The organism is Nocardiopsis terrae (assembly GCF_014651695.1).
Taxonomy (GTDB): Bacteria; Actinomycetota; Actinomycetes; order Streptosporangiales; family Streptosporangiaceae; genus Nocardiopsis; species Nocardiopsis terrae.
In genome coordinates, this window is the sequence record NZ_BMXJ01000001.1 from 231,464 (window position 1) to 246,008 (window position 14,545).

Consider the following 14,545-nt stretch of genomic DNA (forward strand, 5'->3'; position numbering starts at 1 on the left):
TGCCACGTCGCCTTCTAGTGCTTGAGCAGGTTCGCGTCATCAAGCGACGCCGACCTGCGGGTTCGGAAGATCTGCATGATGATCGCGAGGCCGACGACCACCTCGGCGGCGGCCACGACCATCACGAAGAAGGCGACGACCTGCCCCTCGATGTCCCCGTGCATCCGGGCGAACGCGACGAACGCCAGGTTGCAGGCGTTGAGCATGAGCTCCACGCACATGAAGACGATGATCGCGTTGCGCCGTACGAGGACGCCGACCGCGCCGATGGTGAACAGAAGCGCCGCGAGGACGATGTAGTTCATCGGGTCCACGTGGACTCGACCTCCTGCCCGTTGCCGTTGCCGTTCTCTTCGCCGTCCGGTTCGGAGGCGGTCCCGTCCTCGGCGTGCGCGGCGGGGCGGGACTCCCCGTCCGCGACCGGCTCTGCCTCCTTGGAGCTGGTCGGGTCCGACGCCCCGCCTGGGATCGCGGACCGTCCGGTCCGGACCTCGCCCGGGATCCCCGACTGGTACTCGGGGTCGCGGGCGGTCAGGACCGGGTTGAGGGAGAGCTGGGAGACCGTGCCGTCGGGCAGCAGCGCGGGCATGTCGATCGCGTTGTGCCGGGCGTAGGTGCCGGGTCCGGGCAGCGGGGTCGCGTGGTCGCCGCGGATGCGGTCCTCGGACATCTCCCGCTGGGTGCGGCGCTTACCCGTCCGGGCGGTGTGCGCGAGCACCATGGCACCGAGCACCGAGGTGATGAGCAGCGCGGCCGTGGCCTCGAAGGCCACCACGTAGCGCAGGATGAGCTCGCCGGCGATCCACGGGATGGTGCCGCCCACCGGGGCCGCCGCGGCGGCGATCCCGGTCGGGTCGCCCACGGCGATGCGGGTGATTCCGGTGGTCAGGGCGCCGACGAAGCAGATCGCGACGACCGCCGTCATGAGCCGCTGTCCGCGCAGGGTCTCCACCAGGGAGTCCGCGGAGCTGACGCCGACGAGCATCAGCACGAACAGGAACAGCATCAGGACGGCGCCGGTGTAGACGACGATCTGGACGACCATCAGGAACGGCGCCTCGTTGATGCCGTAGAAGATCGCGAGGCCGACCATCGCCAGCGCCATCGACATGGCCGAGTGCACGGCCTTGCGGGAGAAGACCACGCCCAGGGCTCCGAGCACGACGACCGTGCCGAGGATCCAGAAGACCGCGGCCTCCCCCGAGCCGATGGGGGCCGGGGCGGCGAGGTGGAACGCGGGGGTCGCGGGGGTGAGCGGGTTCAACGGACCGCCCCCGTGTTCTCCGGCCGGTCCTGCGTCCCGTGCTCGCCGCGCCCGGTGGCGTAGTAGTCCTGTTCGGTCTCACCGAGCCGCATCGGGTGCGGCGGCTGTTCCATCTCCTCGCGGAGCGGGGCGAGCAGCTGTTCCTTCGTCCAGATCAGGCTCTGCCTGCTGTCGTCGGCCAGTTCGTACTCGTTGGTCATGGTGAGCGCGCGGGTCGGGCAGGCTTCCACGCACAGCCCGCACAGGATGCACCGCAGGTAGTTGATCTGGTAGACGCGCCCGTAGCGTTCACCGGGCGAGTACCGGGCGTCCTCGGTGTTGTCCCCCGCCTCCACGTAGATAGCGTCGGCCGGGCAGGCCCAGGCGCACAGTTCGCACCCGATGCACTTCTCCAGGCCGTCGGCCCACCGGTTCAGCTGGTGCCGTCCGTGGAAGCGCGGCGCCGTGGGGCGCTGTACCTCCGGGTACTCGACGGTGGGCACCTTCTTGAACATCGTGTGGAAGGTGACACCGAAACCCTTGACGGGGTTGAGCCAATCAAGCACCGGTAACCTCCCCCTTCTTCTGGTTGCGTTCGGCGGTGGCGGCCGGGGCCGTCCGCGGCGGTTCGGCGAGCACGCTGCTGCCGTAGTGGGCGGCGGTGCTCGGGGGCACCGGGAAGCCGCCGTAGGAGGGCTCCCGGTGGGCGCGGCTCGCGTTCTCCGCGCGCTGTCGGGCCTCCTCGGCGCGTTCGCGGCGCACGAAGCGGACCCAGGCAGCGATCGCGGCGACGGTGGCCGCGGTGAAGCCCGCGACCACCGCGGCGATGACCAGCGGGTGGGCCCCGTCGAGCACGAGCATGCGGACGACGGCGACACCGGTGATCCACACGAGCTGGATCGGGATGAGGACCTTCCAGCCGAGCTTCATCAGCTGGTCGTACCGGACGCGCGGGAGGCTGCCGCGGGCCCAGATGAACAGGAACATCACGGCCACGAACTTGAGCAGCCACCACAGGACGGGCCACCAGCCCTCGTTGGCGCCGGGAAGGATCATGCTGACCCCGGGCGGGGCGTACCAACCGCCGAGGAAGAGCGTCACCGACACCGCGGCGACGGTGCACATGTTCACGTACTCCGCGAGGAAGAACATCGTGAACTTCATGGAGCCGTACTCGGTCATGAAGCCGCCGACGATCTCGCCCTCGCCCTCCGCGAGGTCGAACGGGAGCCGGTTGGTCTCACCGACCATCGTGACGATGTAGATGAGGAACGACGGCAGGAGCAGTACCGCGAACCACAGGTTCTCCTGGGCCGCGACGATGCCGGAGGTGGTGAGCGTCCCCGCCATGATGAAGACCGCGACGAAGGACAGGCCCATCGCGATCTCGTAGCTGATCACCTGCGCGGAGGCGCGCAGGCCGCCGAGCAGGGCGTAGGGCGACTGGGAGGCCCAGCCGCCGAGCACGAACCCGTACACGCCCAGGGCCGCGGTGGCCAGGACCAGCAGGGCGGCGATCGGCAGGTCGGTGAGCTGGAGCGGGGTCATGACCCCGAACATGTTCACCTCGGGCCCGAGCGGGATGACCGAGAAGGCGATGAACGCGGGGATGGCCGCGATCATCGGGGCGGCGATGTAGACGAACCGGTCCACCCCGCGCGGGATCAGGTCCTCCTTGAGGGAGAGCTTGATGCCGTCGAACAGGGACTGGAGGAGGCCGAAGGGACCCATCCGGTTGGGTCCGTGGCGCTGCTGCATCCGGCCCATGACCTTGCGGTCGGCCATGATCATCATGAGCACGCAGACCATGAGGAAGACGAAGATCCCCAGGGCCTTGATGGTGGTGATCCACCACGGGTCGTTCCCGAAGGCGCCGAGGGTGCTCTCCGAGGCGAGGTGGACCACGCTCGGTTCGAGAGCGGCGGGGGTCACTGCTGCCTCCCGTTGGTGGTGTGCGCGGCCAGGGCTACCGGCTGACCGGCGGTGCCGCCCAGGTCACGGCGGATGTCGCAGCCGTGGGCGTTGGCCGGGAGCCAGACGACCCGGTCGGCGATGTCGGTGACGACCACGGGGACGGTCACCGAGCCCCGGGTCCCGGTGACGCGGAGCGATCCGCCGTCGGGGACCCCGACCTCGTCGGCCGTGGCCTTGGACAGGTAGGCGCGCGGCTGGCGGGCGGTACCGGCGAGGTAGGGCTCGCCGTCCTCCATCCGGCCGGTGCCGAGCAGTTGTCGCCAGGTGGACAGGAGCGCCTGGCCCGGTGCGGGTTCGGGCGGCGGTACCGGCCGGACGGCGGGTCCGGCGGCCCGGTCGCCGAGCCACATCCCCATCTCCAGCAGCTCGTTGTAGGCGCTGGCGGAGTCGGGCAGGCCCAGGTGGACGTCCATCTCGTCGGCTACGGCGGACAGTACCCGCAGGTCCGAGAGGGCGCCGGGCACCTTGAGCGCGTCGCCGAAGGGCCGGTGACGGCCCTCCCAGTCGACGAAGGTGCCGGACTTCTCGGCGACGGCGGCCACCGGGAGGACCACGTCGGCGCGGTCGGTCACGTCGCTGGCGCGCAGTTCGAGGCTGACGACGAACGGCACCCTGGCCAGTGCGGCGCGGGCCGCCTCGGGGTCGGGCAGGTCGTCGAGCTCGACCCCGGCGATGACCAGTGCGTCGAGCTCCCCGGCGGCGGCCGCCGCGATGATCGCGCCGGTGTCGCGTCCGGGGTCCCGCGGGAGGGAGCCGACGTTCCAGGCGCGGGCGACCTCGGCGCGGGCCGAGGCGTCGGCGACCGGGCGGCCCCCGGGCAGCAGGCCCGGCAGCGCCCCGGCGTCGACGGCGCCCCGTTCACCGGCGCGGCGCGGCATCCAGGCCAGCCTGGCGCCGGTGCGCTCGGCCAGGGCCGCGACGGCGGTGAGGGCTCCGGGGACGGCGGCGAGCCGCTCGCCCGCCAGGATGACGGCGCCCTCCTGGCCGATCGCCTCGACGACGTCGGGGTGGTCGGCGTCCAGGGCGTTGAGGGCGCGGCCCTCGTCGCCGGGGGCGGTCCGGACCAGGGTGCCCTTGGTCTTGGTGAGGCCGAGGCTGGCGTGCGAGGCGATCGAGTAGACCTTCAGGCCGCGTTTGCGCGCCCCCTTGCGCAGGCGCAGGAACACCAGGGGCGACTCGTCCTCGGGTTCGAACCCGGCCAGCAGCACGGCGGGGGCCTTCTCCAGGGCCGTGTAGTCCACGTCCACCGGGGTCCCGGCCACGTGGGCGGCCAGGAAGTCGGCCTCCTCTGCGGAGTGCTCGCGGGCGCGGGCGTCCACGTCGTTGGTGCCCAGAGCCACGCGGGCGAACTTGGCGTAGGCGTAGGCGTCCTCGTAGGTGAGGCGCCCGCCGACCAGGACACCGACCTTGCCGCGGGCCGCCTCCAGCCCCCGGGCCGCGACGCTGATCGCCTCGGGCCAGGAGGCGAACTCCAGGGCCCGGGAGTCCTCGTCGCGGACCAGCGGCCGGGAGAGGCGGTCGGACCGGGTGGCGTAGGTGAACGCCCACCGGCCCTTGTCGCAGTTCCACTCCTCGTTCACCTGCGGGTCGTCCCCGGCCAGTCGGCGGGTGACCTTGCCCCGGCGGTGGTCGGTGCGCTGGGCGCAGCCGGCCGCGCAGTGCTCGCACACGCTGGGGGTGGAGACGAGGTCGAAGGGGCGCGACCGGAACCGGTAGGCGGATCCGGTGAGGGCGCCGACCGGGCAGATCTGCACGGTGTTGCCGGAGAAGTAGGAGTTGAACGGCTCCCCCTCCGCGATACCGACCTGCTCCTGGGCTCCGCGCTCCATCAGTTCGATGAGCGGGTCCCCGGCGATCTGCGCGGCGAAGCGGGTGCAGCGCGCGCACTGGATGCAGCGTTCGCGGTCGAGCAGCACCCCGGTGGAGAGCGCGATCGGTTTGGGGAAGGTCCGCTTGACGTCGATGAACTCGGTCTCGCCCTGCCCGGTGGACATGGCCTGGTTCTGCAGGGGGCACTCGCCGCCCTTGTCGCAGACCGGGCAGTCCAGCGGGTGGTTGATCAGCAGGAACTCCATGATCCCGCGCTGGGCCCGCTCCGCCGTCTCGGAGGTGAGGTGGGTGTTGACCACCATCCCCTCCATGACGGTGATGGTGCAGGAGGCCGCGGGCTTGGGCATCCCGCGCCCGTTGCCCATGTCGGGGATCTCCACCAGGCACTGGCGGCAGGCCCCGACCGGGTCGAGCAGCGGGTGGTCGCAGAACCGCGGGATCTGGATGCCCAGCAGTTCGGCGGCCCGGATCAGCAGGGTGCCCTTGGGAACCCGGATCTGGAAGCCGTCGATGGTGACGGTGATCAGGTCCTCGGGGGGCGGGGCGGGCGTGGACCCGCCGGAGGTGTTGGAGGTGACGGTCACTGGTTCCCTCCCTCTTCCGTGGTCGGCCGGTCCGCCCAGACGGTGGACCTGGAGTGGTCGAAGGGGCAGCCGCCCTTCTCGAAGTGGTCGACGTACTCCTGGCGGAAGTGCTTGATCGAGGACATGACGGGGCTGGCGGCACCGTCGCCCAGCGCGCAGAACGAGCGGCCGAGCAGGTTGTCGCAGATCTGCAGGAGCTTGTCGATGTCGGCCTCGGTACCCTCGCCGCGCTCCAGCCGGTCCAGGACCTGGACCATCCAGAAGTTGCCCTCGCGGCAGGGCGTGCACTTGCCGCAGGACTCGTGCGCGTAGAAGGCGATCCAGCGGCCGACGGCGCGGACCACGCAGGTGGTCTCGTCGAAGATCTGGAGGGCGCGGGTGCCGAGCATGGACCCGGCGGCGCCGACCGACTCGAAGTCGAGCGGGGTGTCCAGGTGCTCCTCGGTGAAGATCGGTGTGGAGGATCCTCCCGGGGTCCAGAACTTGAGCTGGTGACCGGCGCGGACGCCGCCCGCCATGTCCAGGAGTTCGCGCAGGGTGATCCCGAGCGGCGCCTCGTACTGGCCGGGGTTGGTGACGTGCCCGGACAGCGAGAAGAAGCCGAATCCGGCGGACTTCTCGGTGCCCATGGAGGTGAACCACTCGGCCCCGTTGGCGACGATGCCGGGGACGCTGGCGATGGACTCGACGTTGTTCACCACGGTGGGTGAGGCGTAGAGCCCGGCCACGGCGGGGAAGGGCGGTTTGAGGCGGGGCTGGCCCCGGTAGCCCTCCAGGGAGTCCAGGAGGGCGGTCTCCTCACCGCAGATGTAGGCGCCGGCCCCGGCGTGCACGACGACGTCGAGGTCGAAGCCGCTACCGAGGACGTCCTTGCCGAGCAGTCCGGCCGCGTAGGCGTCGGCGACCGCCTGGCGCAGCCGGCGGACGACGTGGACGACCTCGCCGCGCACGTAGATGAAGGCCTGGTTGGACCTGATCGCGTACGAGGCGATCGCCACGCCCTCCACCAGCACGTGCGGGTTGGCGAGCATGAGCGGGATGTCCTTGCAGGTGCCCGGCTCGGACTCGTCGGCGTTGACGACGAGGTAGCGCGGGTTGGGGTTGTCCTTGGGCAGGAACCCCCACTTCATCCCGGTGGGGAAGCCCGCGCCGCCGCGGCCGCGCAGACCGGACTCCTTGACCAGGTCGACGATGGAGTCGGGTTCCATGGTCAGCGCCCTGCGGAGCGAGTCGTAGCCGCCGGTGGCCCGGTATCCGTCGATGGTGAAGGAGTCGGGGCGGTCCCAGTTCTGGGACAGGATCGGTGTCAGGGTGGTCACTTCGCACCCTCCTCACCCTGGTCGTCGGTCGAGGGGGCGGGGAGGTTCCGGGGGTCCGGAGCCTCCCATCCGTTGCTTCGGGCGAGTTTGAGCCCGGCCAGCGAGGGGGCGGCCGCCTGCACGCCCTCGCCCGCACGGCCGTCGTCGAACCCGGCGAGCACGCGCGAGGCCTGCTTCCAGGTGCACAGGCCCGCGGGGCCGCGGGTGGGGGCGACGTCCTTGCCCAGCCGCAGGTCGTCCACCATCTGCCTGGCGGTGGCGGGGGTCTGGTTGTCGAAGAACTCCCAGTTGACCATCACCACGGGTGCGAAGTCGCAGGCCGCGTTGCACTCGACGTGCTCCAGCGTGACCTTGCCGTCCTCGGTGGTCTCCCCGTTGGCCAGGTCCAGGTGCTCCTTGAGCGCGGAGAAGATCTCGTCGCCGCCCATGACCGCGCACAGGGTGTTGGTGCACACGCCCACCTGGTAGTCGCCGCCCGGCTCGCGGCGGTACATGGTGTAGAACGTGGCGACCGCCCTGACCTCGGCGAGGGTGGTGTCGAGCTGGGCGGCGCAGAACTGCATGCCGGCCTGGCTGACGTGCCCCTCCTCGGCCTGCACCAGGTGCAGCAGCGGCAGGAGCGCCGAGCGCGGCTTCGGGTAGCGGCTGATGATCTCCTTGGCGTCCTGTTCCAGGCGCGCCACGACCTCGTCGGTGAAGACCGCGGGGGTCTCCTCGGTGGTGTTCTCGTTGTGCTCGCTCACCGGTCCACCCCTCCCATCACCGGGTCGATACTGGCCACGGCCGCGATCACGTCCGCCACCGTCCCGCCCTCGCACATGGCGGCGACGGCCTGGAGGTGGGTGAACGAGGGGTCGCGGAAGTGGACGCGGTGGGGGCGGGTGCCCCCGTCGCTGACGGCGTAGCAGCCGAGTTCTCCCTTCGCGCTCTCCACCGCCGCGTAGGCCTGGCCCGCGGGGACCCGGAAGCCCTCGGTGACCAGCTTGAAGTGGTGGATGAGCGCTTCCATCGAGCCGCTCATGATGTGCGCGATGTGGTCCGGGGAGTTGCCCAGGCCGTCCGGGCCGAGCGCCAGTTTGGCGGGCCAGCCGATCTTGGCGTCCTCGATCATCACCGGGCCGGGCCGGAGCTTGTCCAGGCACTGCTCGACGATCTTGAGGCTCTCCTCCATCTCGGCGATGCGCACCCGGTAGCGGGCGTACACGTCGCCGCCGTCGGAGACCGGGACGTCGAACTCGTAGTCCTCGTAGCCGCAGTACGGTTTGGCCTTGCGCAGGTCCCAGGCCAGGCCCGAGGCGCGCACCAGCGGGCCGGTGACGCCGAGCGCCATGCAGCCGGGCAGGTTGAGGTAGGCGACGTCCTGGGTGCGGGCCAGGTAGAGGGGGTTCTCGTCCAGGAGCTTGCGCATGACCTGGATGCGCTTGGGCATCTCCTTGAGCAGTTCCCGGATCTTGCCGACCGCACCGGGCGGCAGGTCCTGCGCCACCCCGCCGGGCCGCACGTAGGCGTGGTTCATCCGCAGGCCCGTGACGAGCTCGAAGATGTCCAGGATCATCTCGCGCTCACGGAAGCCGTTGGTCATCACCGTGGTGGCGCCCAGCTCCATGCCGAACGTCGCCATGGCCACGAAGTGCGAGGCCATCCGGTTGAGCTCCATGAGCATGACGCGGATGACGCTGGCGCGCTCGGGGACCCGGTCGGTGACGTCGAGCAGCTTCTCGACCGCCAGGCAGTACGCCGTCTCGTTGAAGAGCGGCGTCAGGTAGTCCATGCGGGTCACGAACGTGGTGCCCTGCGTCCACGTCCGGTACTCCATGTTCTTCTCGATACCGGTGTGCAGGTAGCCGATGCCGACCCGGGCCTCGGTGCAGGTCTCGCCGTCCAGCGTGAGGATCAGCCGGAGCACCCCGTGTGTGGACGGGTGCTGTGGTCCCATGTTGACGACGAGGCGCTCGGCTCTGGTGCCCTGGGCCTTCTCGACGACGTCGTCCCAGTCCCCACCGGAGGCGTCGATGTAGTCCTCGGTGACGGTCATGCCGTGCCTCCCTTCCGGAGGAGCCTTCGTGTGGCTGGTGTGCTGACAGGGCTGATCACTGGTAGGACCGCCGCTCGTCCGGCGGGGGCACGGTGGCTCCCCGGTACTCGACCGGTACGCCGCCCAGCGGGTAGTCCTTGCGCTGGGGGTGGCCGTGCCAGTCGTCGGGCATCTGGATCCGGGTCAGCGCCGGGTGGCCGTCGAAGACCATCCCGAAGAAGTCCCAGGCCTCGCGCTCGTGCCAGTCGTTGGTCGGGTACACCGACACGATCGAGGGCAGGTGCGGGTCGGCGTCGGGGCAGGTGGTGCAGACGCGGATCTCGCTGTTGTGGGTGATCGACCGGAAGTGGTAGACCGCGTGCAGCTCGCGTCCGGCGTCCTCGGGGAAGTGCACCCCGACCACGCCCGTGCACAGCTCGTAGCGCAGGGCCGGGTCGTCCCGCAGGACGCGGACCAGCTCCAGCAGCGCCTCGCGGCGCACGTGGAAGGTGATCTCACCGCGGTCGACCTCGACCCGCTCGACATCGCTCTGCCGGCCGATCCCGGTGAGGGCCGCCTCCAGGTCGTCGGCGACCCGGTCGAAGTCCGCGGTGCGCGGGTCGCCGGGGTCGGTGAAGGGGCGCCGGCTGTGGGCGGGAGCGCTCCCCCGCACCTGGAGTCCGCCGAAGCCGGAGGTGTCGCCCGTGGTGTTCGCGCCGAACATGCCGGTGCGCCTGACCGGTGCGGCCAGGCGCTCACGGCCGAGCTGGTCGGGGAGGTTCTCCGCGGCCTCGTCGCGCTCGTTCTCGTTGCTCATGTCAGTCCTTGGTCACCAGGGGCAGCGAACGGCGGAGCATGCGCTCCTCGGTCTCGGTGATCTCCTGCTCCCGGTGGGCGCCGAGCTTGGTGTTCTGCACCTTGTCGTGGAGCTTGAGCACGGCGTCCAGGAACATCTCCGGCCGCGGCGGGCAGCCCGGCAGGTACATGTCGACCGGCACGATGTGGTCGACGCCCTGGACGATCGCGTAGTTGTTGAACATGCCGCCGCTGGAGGCGCAGACGCCCATGGCGATGACCCACTTGGGTTCGGGCATCTGGTCGTAGATCTGTCGCAGGACCGGGGCCATCTTCTGGCTGACCCGTCCGGCGACGACCATCAGGTCGGCCTGGCGCGGGGTGGCGCCGAACTTCTCCATGCCGAACCGGGCGAGGTCGTAGTGGGGGCCGCCGACGGACATCATCTCGATGGCGCAGCAGGCCAGGCCGAACGTGGCGGGCCACATCGAGCTCTTGCGGGCCAGTCCCACGACCTGTTCGACCGTGGTGAGGGCGACTCCTGCGGGTAGTTTCTCTTCGAGTCCCATCAGCTGCGGACCTCCTCCGGGATGAGCGGCTGGGGCTGGTGTGGCTGGACGCGGGGTGCGCGGGTCGTCCCCGTTCGGGTCAGTCCCATTCGAGGCCTCCGCGGCGCCACTCGTAGGCGTAGGCGATGGAGACGTTCACCAGGAAGAGGATGATCGCGACCAGACCGAACCAGCCCAGGGCGTCGAAGTGCACGGCCCACGGGATGAGGAAGATGATCTCGATGTCGAAGACGATGAACATCATCGCCGTCATGTAGTACTTGACGGTGAAACGGCCGCCGCCCGCGGGCTGCGGAGTGGGTTCGATACCGCACTCGTAGGCCTGCATCTTGGCCCGGTTGTAACGCTTGGGGCCCATGACCGCACCGGCGACCATCGACACCACGACGAACGCGGCGCCGATCCCACCGAGCACGAATATCGGTGTGTACAGCTCCACGGCTCACCCTCCTCCACTCAATGGCTGGTCGGAGTGCGCGACCGGCAGTCTTGTGAACGTTTTCACGTGCTTCTCGAATCCGTTTCGGCGAGGCCGGGCCGCTCCGGAGAGCGCCGGGGGCCCGGGCCCCGCGCCGCGGCGCCTGCCCGGGTCTGCGCGCTTGGCCTCGACCCGTGCCCGGGCGCCAGGGAAAGCCGGGGGTCCCCTCGTCCGCGCCCTGCCCGTTCTGGTGGCTTGGTTCTTCCCGCGGACCCCCGGCGGCGCCCTCGCCTAGGCGGCGGGCGCGATCTTGGTCAGTCCGTTGATGACCCGGTCCATGGCGTCGCCCTTGTTCGGCTCGGTGAGGTTGGCGAGCATCTTCAGGGCGAACTTCATGAGCGTGCGCTGGCGCAGGCCGTACTTGGTCGCGTACTTCATGAACTCGGGCTGGCCGATGACCTTCACGAAGTAGCGGCCGAGCGTGTAGTAGCCGCCGTAGGTGTCCGCCAGTACGTCCGGGTAGTGCAGCAGCGCGCGCTCCCGGGTCTGCTGGGTGGGGCGCCCGTGCGCCTGCACGATGACGTCGGCGGCGATCTGACCGGCCTCCATGGCGTAGGCGATGCCCTCCCCGTTGAAGGGGTTGACCATGCCGCCAGCGTCGCCGACCAGCAGCAGGCCGCGCGAGTAGTGCGGAACGCGGTTGAAGCCCATCGGCAGCGCGGCGCCGCGGATGCCGCCCTTCTGGTTCTCCTCGGTGAAGCCCCACTCCTGCGGCATCGAGTCGGTCCACCGGCGCAGGAGCTTGCGGTAGTCCATGTCCTGGAAGGAGGAGGTGGAGTTGAGGATGCCCAGGCCGACGTTACTGGTGCCGTCGCCGACCCCGAAGACCCAGCCGTAGCCGGGCAGGAGCACGTCCTTGTCGCCGCTGCGGTCCCACAGTTCCAGCCAGGACTCCAGGTAGTCGTCCTTGTGGCGGGGACTCTCGAAGTAGGTGCGCACGGCCACGCCCATGGGGCGGTCGTCGCGTTTGCGGATGCCCATGGCCACGGAGAGCCGGGAGGAGTTCCCGTCGGCGGCGACGACCAGCGGCGCCCGGAAGGTCACCGGTTCGCGGTCGGCGTTCTTGGCGCGCACCCCGACGATGCGGTTGCTGCGCTCGTCCATGAGGGGCCCGGTGACGTTGGTGCGCTCCAGGAGTTTGGCCCCGGCGGCCACGGCCCGGTTGACCAGGATCTGGTCGAAGTCGAAGCGCGTGCGCACGAGCCCGAAGCCGGGGTAGGCGGCCAGGTCGGGCCAGGGCAGTTCGAGACGGACGCCCGCGCCGATGATGCGCAGACCGTGGTTCTTGATCCACCCTTCGTCCTCGAAGGTGATCCCCATGGCGGTGAGCTGTTTCACCGCCCTCGGGGTGAGTCCGTCGCCGCAGACCTTCTCACGGGGGAAGGAGGTCTTCTCCAGGAGGAGGACGTCGAGTCCTGCCTGGGCCAGGTAGTAGGCGGTGGTGGAGCCAGAAGGGCCAGCGCCGACGACGATGACATCGGCGTCGTACTCGATCCGTTCCCGGCCTCTGGGAGAGGAGGTGGCTGTCTCGCTCACGGATGTGTCCTCGACTACTTGCGCGGTACTCCGTGGCGGGTCAGTGCGGGGTCGACCCGCTCACGGGGGGTGTTATGGGACGTTTTGGGACTTCCGACATACCCGACATGGGTCTTGTGCCATATGACTCGTGTGCTTGTGAAGCACTTCACAAGCCTCTTTTCCGCAGTCTAGACCCTCCCGGGCCGGGAGGCGACCCCCCGGGGGGCGTTCTTCAAGAAATCGGGTATAGCGCCCACAAGACCACTCATGCGCACCAAAGAGGTCACTCAGTGCCAGAAGTGCAGCTAGCGCCACCACAGGGGGCACAAGTGACTCATGAGTAACAAGAAACCCCGAGGAACGGACCGTTCCTCGGGGTTTGAGTTCTTTTTAGTTGAAAGAGAAATCTTTCGCCCTTTGGGCGTTATGTCGGATTTTACTTCTCTCGGAAGCCGCGGTGCAGGGCCACCGTGCCCAGGGTCAGGTTGCGCCACGCGACCCGCGACCACCCGGCGCCCTGGAGGTACTTCGACAGCTCGGCCTGGTCGGGCCAGGCCATGATCGACTCCGACAGGTAGTCGTAGGCCTCGCTGCGGCCGGAGAAGGCTCCGGCGATCCTCGGCAGGGCCGCCATCAGGTACGTCGAGTAGAGCCTGTCCACGAACTCGACCGGGATGTGGCTGAACTCGCAGATGACCAGACGGCCGCCGACCCGGGTCACCCGGCGCAGCTCCCGAAGCGCCTGGTCCACGTCGGCGACGTTGCGCAGGCCGAAGGAGATCGTCACCGCGTCGAAGGTCTCGTCGGCGAAGGGCAGGGAGAGGGCGTCACCGGCCACGAAGGTCACACCGCCGCGCGAGGCGCCGCCGCGCCGCCGGGCCCCGTTCTGCAGCATGCCCAGCGAGAAGTCGCAGGCGATCACGCGGGCGCCCTTCCTGATGAAGGACTCCGAGGAGGTACCGGTACCCGCGGCCAGGTCCAGGACCAGCTCGCCGCTGTGGGCGTCGACCGCGTCGACCACGGCGCGCCGCCAGACGCGGTCCTGGCCGAGCGAGATGACGTCGTTGACGAGGTCGTAGTTCTCTGCGATGCCGTCGAACATCGCAGCGACGTCCTGGGGCTTCTTGTCGAGCTTCGCGCGGGTCATGGAAACAGCCTAAGGGGGCCCGGACAGCAGCCCGGACCGGCCTTGTCTCAGACGGGGAACTCCCCCTGCCAGGAGCGCTCCAGCAGGGCACGGGGCAGGTAGTCCGAGCGCACGTCCATCCGGTAGCCCGGGTCGTGGTCGACCCGGTCGAAGGCCAGGCCGGCCAGGCCGAGCAAGCCGAGCGGCAGCACCTCCGCGAGCGGATCCCCCCGCCCCGCCGACCGGGCGTGGTACTCCCCGAACGATTCCAGGCCCCGGACCAGGATCCGCTCGAACTCCTCCGGCTCACCGCCCAGGAACGCGCGCAACAGGTCCAGTTGGGGAAAGACCAGCAGATCGAGTTCGAGGGCCGGAAGGTCGGCCCCGGGCTGCCGGGGATCGGACAGCTCCATCGCCGAACGCAGGTGCGGGACGATCCGGTCGTCCCCGTTGACGAGCGCCTGCAGGGCGCCCACCCAGTGGTGGAGGTAGGCCGGGTGCGCGGCGCCCCCGGCCTCCCGCAGGCGTTCGACCGGGATGCTGGCCAGGTCCCGCACCCGCTTCTCGTCGCGACCGACCAGTGCCAGGAAGAAGGCCCTCGTCCAGGCACTGGCGTCGGCGGCGGCCATCGGCCCGGGCGAGGTCAGACGGCGGTCCCCGTGCTCCACCCGCCACTCGAACTCCGTGCCGCGGGGAGCGGTCCCCAGCGCGACGACGGCGTGGTGGTACTGCGTGGCCAGGACCCAGCTCTCCCATCCCCAGAGCCAGTCGCAGTCGGGTGCGGCCGCGAGGGTCTCCAGCACGGGCCGGTACACCTCGTCCAGGCAGGCGCCGGCGGTCGCCGTCCGCTCCTCGAGAAGGGCGGCGTAACGGGGCCGTTCGGCCTCGATCTCCTCGATCCGGGCCCGGTCGACGGACACACGGACCGGCGAACGCCTGGGAACGAACACCACGGACTTCACTTCCTCACGGAGTCGGCATGGGCGGGTCGGTCTCAGCCGGGGGACGAACGCGGCCCGCGTCGGACCGGCCGGTTCCCGCGCCCGGGCGATCCGGTCCCCCGCCTCACACAACACCCCGACGGGGGCTTGCGCC

The 14,545-nt window shown here is 70.1% G+C and carries 14 protein-coding genes; all 14 read right to left on the reverse strand.

The genetic code is table 11. The features are described 5' to 3' along the window. Nucleotides 1-14: 14 nt before the first annotated feature. Nucleotides 15-314, reverse strand: coding sequence for an NADH-quinone oxidoreductase subunit NuoK (nuoK, locus tag IE195_RS01100; protein ID WP_017543069.1), 300 nt, complete (start codon nt 312-314; stop codon nt 15-17). Beyond that, nucleotides 302-1,264 (reverse strand): NADH-quinone oxidoreductase subunit J, encoded by a 963-nt coding sequence (locus IE195_RS01105; RefSeq protein ID WP_191266914.1) that lies wholly within the window; start codon nt 1,262-1,264, stop codon nt 302-304. The genes nuoK and IE195_RS01105 overlap by 13 nt, the downstream gene beginning before the upstream one ends. Continuing rightward, complete coding sequence (gene nuoI, locus IE195_RS01110; RefSeq protein WP_191266916.1) at nt 1,261-1,809, reverse strand: NADH-quinone oxidoreductase subunit NuoI; 549 nt, start codon at nt 1,807-1,809, stop codon at nt 1,261-1,263. The genes IE195_RS01105 and nuoI overlap by 4 nt, the downstream gene beginning before the upstream one ends. Further along, the gene (gene nuoH, locus IE195_RS01115; protein ID WP_191266918.1) at nt 1,802-3,175 is read right to left on the reverse strand and encodes an NADH-quinone oxidoreductase subunit NuoH; all 1,374 of its coding nucleotides are present in this window, start codon (nt 3,173-3,175) and stop codon (nt 1,802-1,804) included. Before nuoH ends, nuoI begins: the two co-directional genes overlap by 8 nt. Next, entirely contained in the window at nt 3,172-5,631 is a 2,460-nt protein-coding gene (locus tag IE195_RS01120; protein WP_191266920.1) for an NADH-quinone oxidoreductase subunit G, read from the reverse strand. The genes nuoH and IE195_RS01120 overlap by 4 nt, the downstream gene beginning before the upstream one ends. Continuing rightward, nucleotides 5,628-6,950, reverse strand: coding sequence for an NADH-quinone oxidoreductase subunit NuoF (gene nuoF, locus IE195_RS01125; RefSeq protein WP_191266922.1), 1,323 nt, complete (start codon nt 6,948-6,950; stop codon nt 5,628-5,630). The genes IE195_RS01120 and nuoF overlap by 4 nt, the downstream gene beginning before the upstream one ends. After that, nucleotides 6,947-7,693: an NADH-quinone oxidoreductase subunit NuoE gene (nuoE, locus tag IE195_RS01130; RefSeq protein ID WP_191266924.1), complete on the reverse strand. Its 747-nt coding sequence runs from the start codon at nt 7,691-7,693 to the stop codon at nt 6,947-6,949. The genes nuoF and nuoE overlap by 4 nt, the downstream gene beginning before the upstream one ends. Further along, nucleotides 7,690-8,985, reverse strand: a complete 1,296-nt coding sequence (locus IE195_RS01135) for an NADH-quinone oxidoreductase subunit D (RefSeq protein ID WP_191266927.1) — start codon at nt 8,983-8,985, stop codon at nt 7,690-7,692. The genes nuoE and IE195_RS01135 overlap by 4 nt, the downstream gene beginning before the upstream one ends. Nucleotides 8,986-9,040: 55 nt before the next feature. Further along, nucleotides 9,041-9,781 carry an NADH-quinone oxidoreductase subunit C gene (locus IE195_RS01140; protein WP_191266928.1) on the reverse strand — a complete coding sequence of 247 codons (741 nt, stop codon included), beginning with the start codon at nt 9,779-9,781 and terminating at the stop codon, nt 9,041-9,043. Nucleotide 9,782: 1 nt separating this feature from the next. Next, nucleotides 9,783-10,328 (reverse strand): NuoB/complex I 20 kDa subunit family protein, encoded by a 546-nt coding sequence (locus tag IE195_RS01145; protein ID WP_191266930.1) that lies wholly within the window; start codon nt 10,326-10,328, stop codon nt 9,783-9,785. 79 nt (nt 10,329-10,407) lie between these two features. Further along, nucleotides 10,408-10,767 carry an NADH-quinone oxidoreductase subunit A gene (locus IE195_RS01150; RefSeq protein WP_191266932.1) on the reverse strand — a complete coding sequence of 120 codons (360 nt, stop codon included), beginning with the start codon at nt 10,765-10,767 and terminating at the stop codon, nt 10,408-10,410. Nucleotides 10,768-11,037: 270 nt separating this feature from the next. After that, nucleotides 11,038-12,342, reverse strand: a complete 1,305-nt coding sequence (locus IE195_RS01155) for a geranylgeranyl reductase family protein (RefSeq protein WP_191266936.1) — start codon at nt 12,340-12,342, stop codon at nt 11,038-11,040. A 418-nt stretch (nt 12,343-12,760) separates the two neighbouring features. Next, a complete protein-coding gene (locus tag IE195_RS01160) occupies nt 12,761-13,471 on the reverse strand; it encodes a demethylmenaquinone methyltransferase (protein WP_191266940.1) in 711 nt (236 codons plus the stop codon). 47 nt (nt 13,472-13,518) lie between these two features. Further along, nucleotides 13,519-14,403, reverse strand: coding sequence for an immunity 49 family protein (locus IE195_RS01165; protein ID WP_191266942.1), 885 nt, complete (start codon nt 14,401-14,403; stop codon nt 13,519-13,521). Nucleotides 14,404-14,545 lie beyond the last annotated feature (142 nt).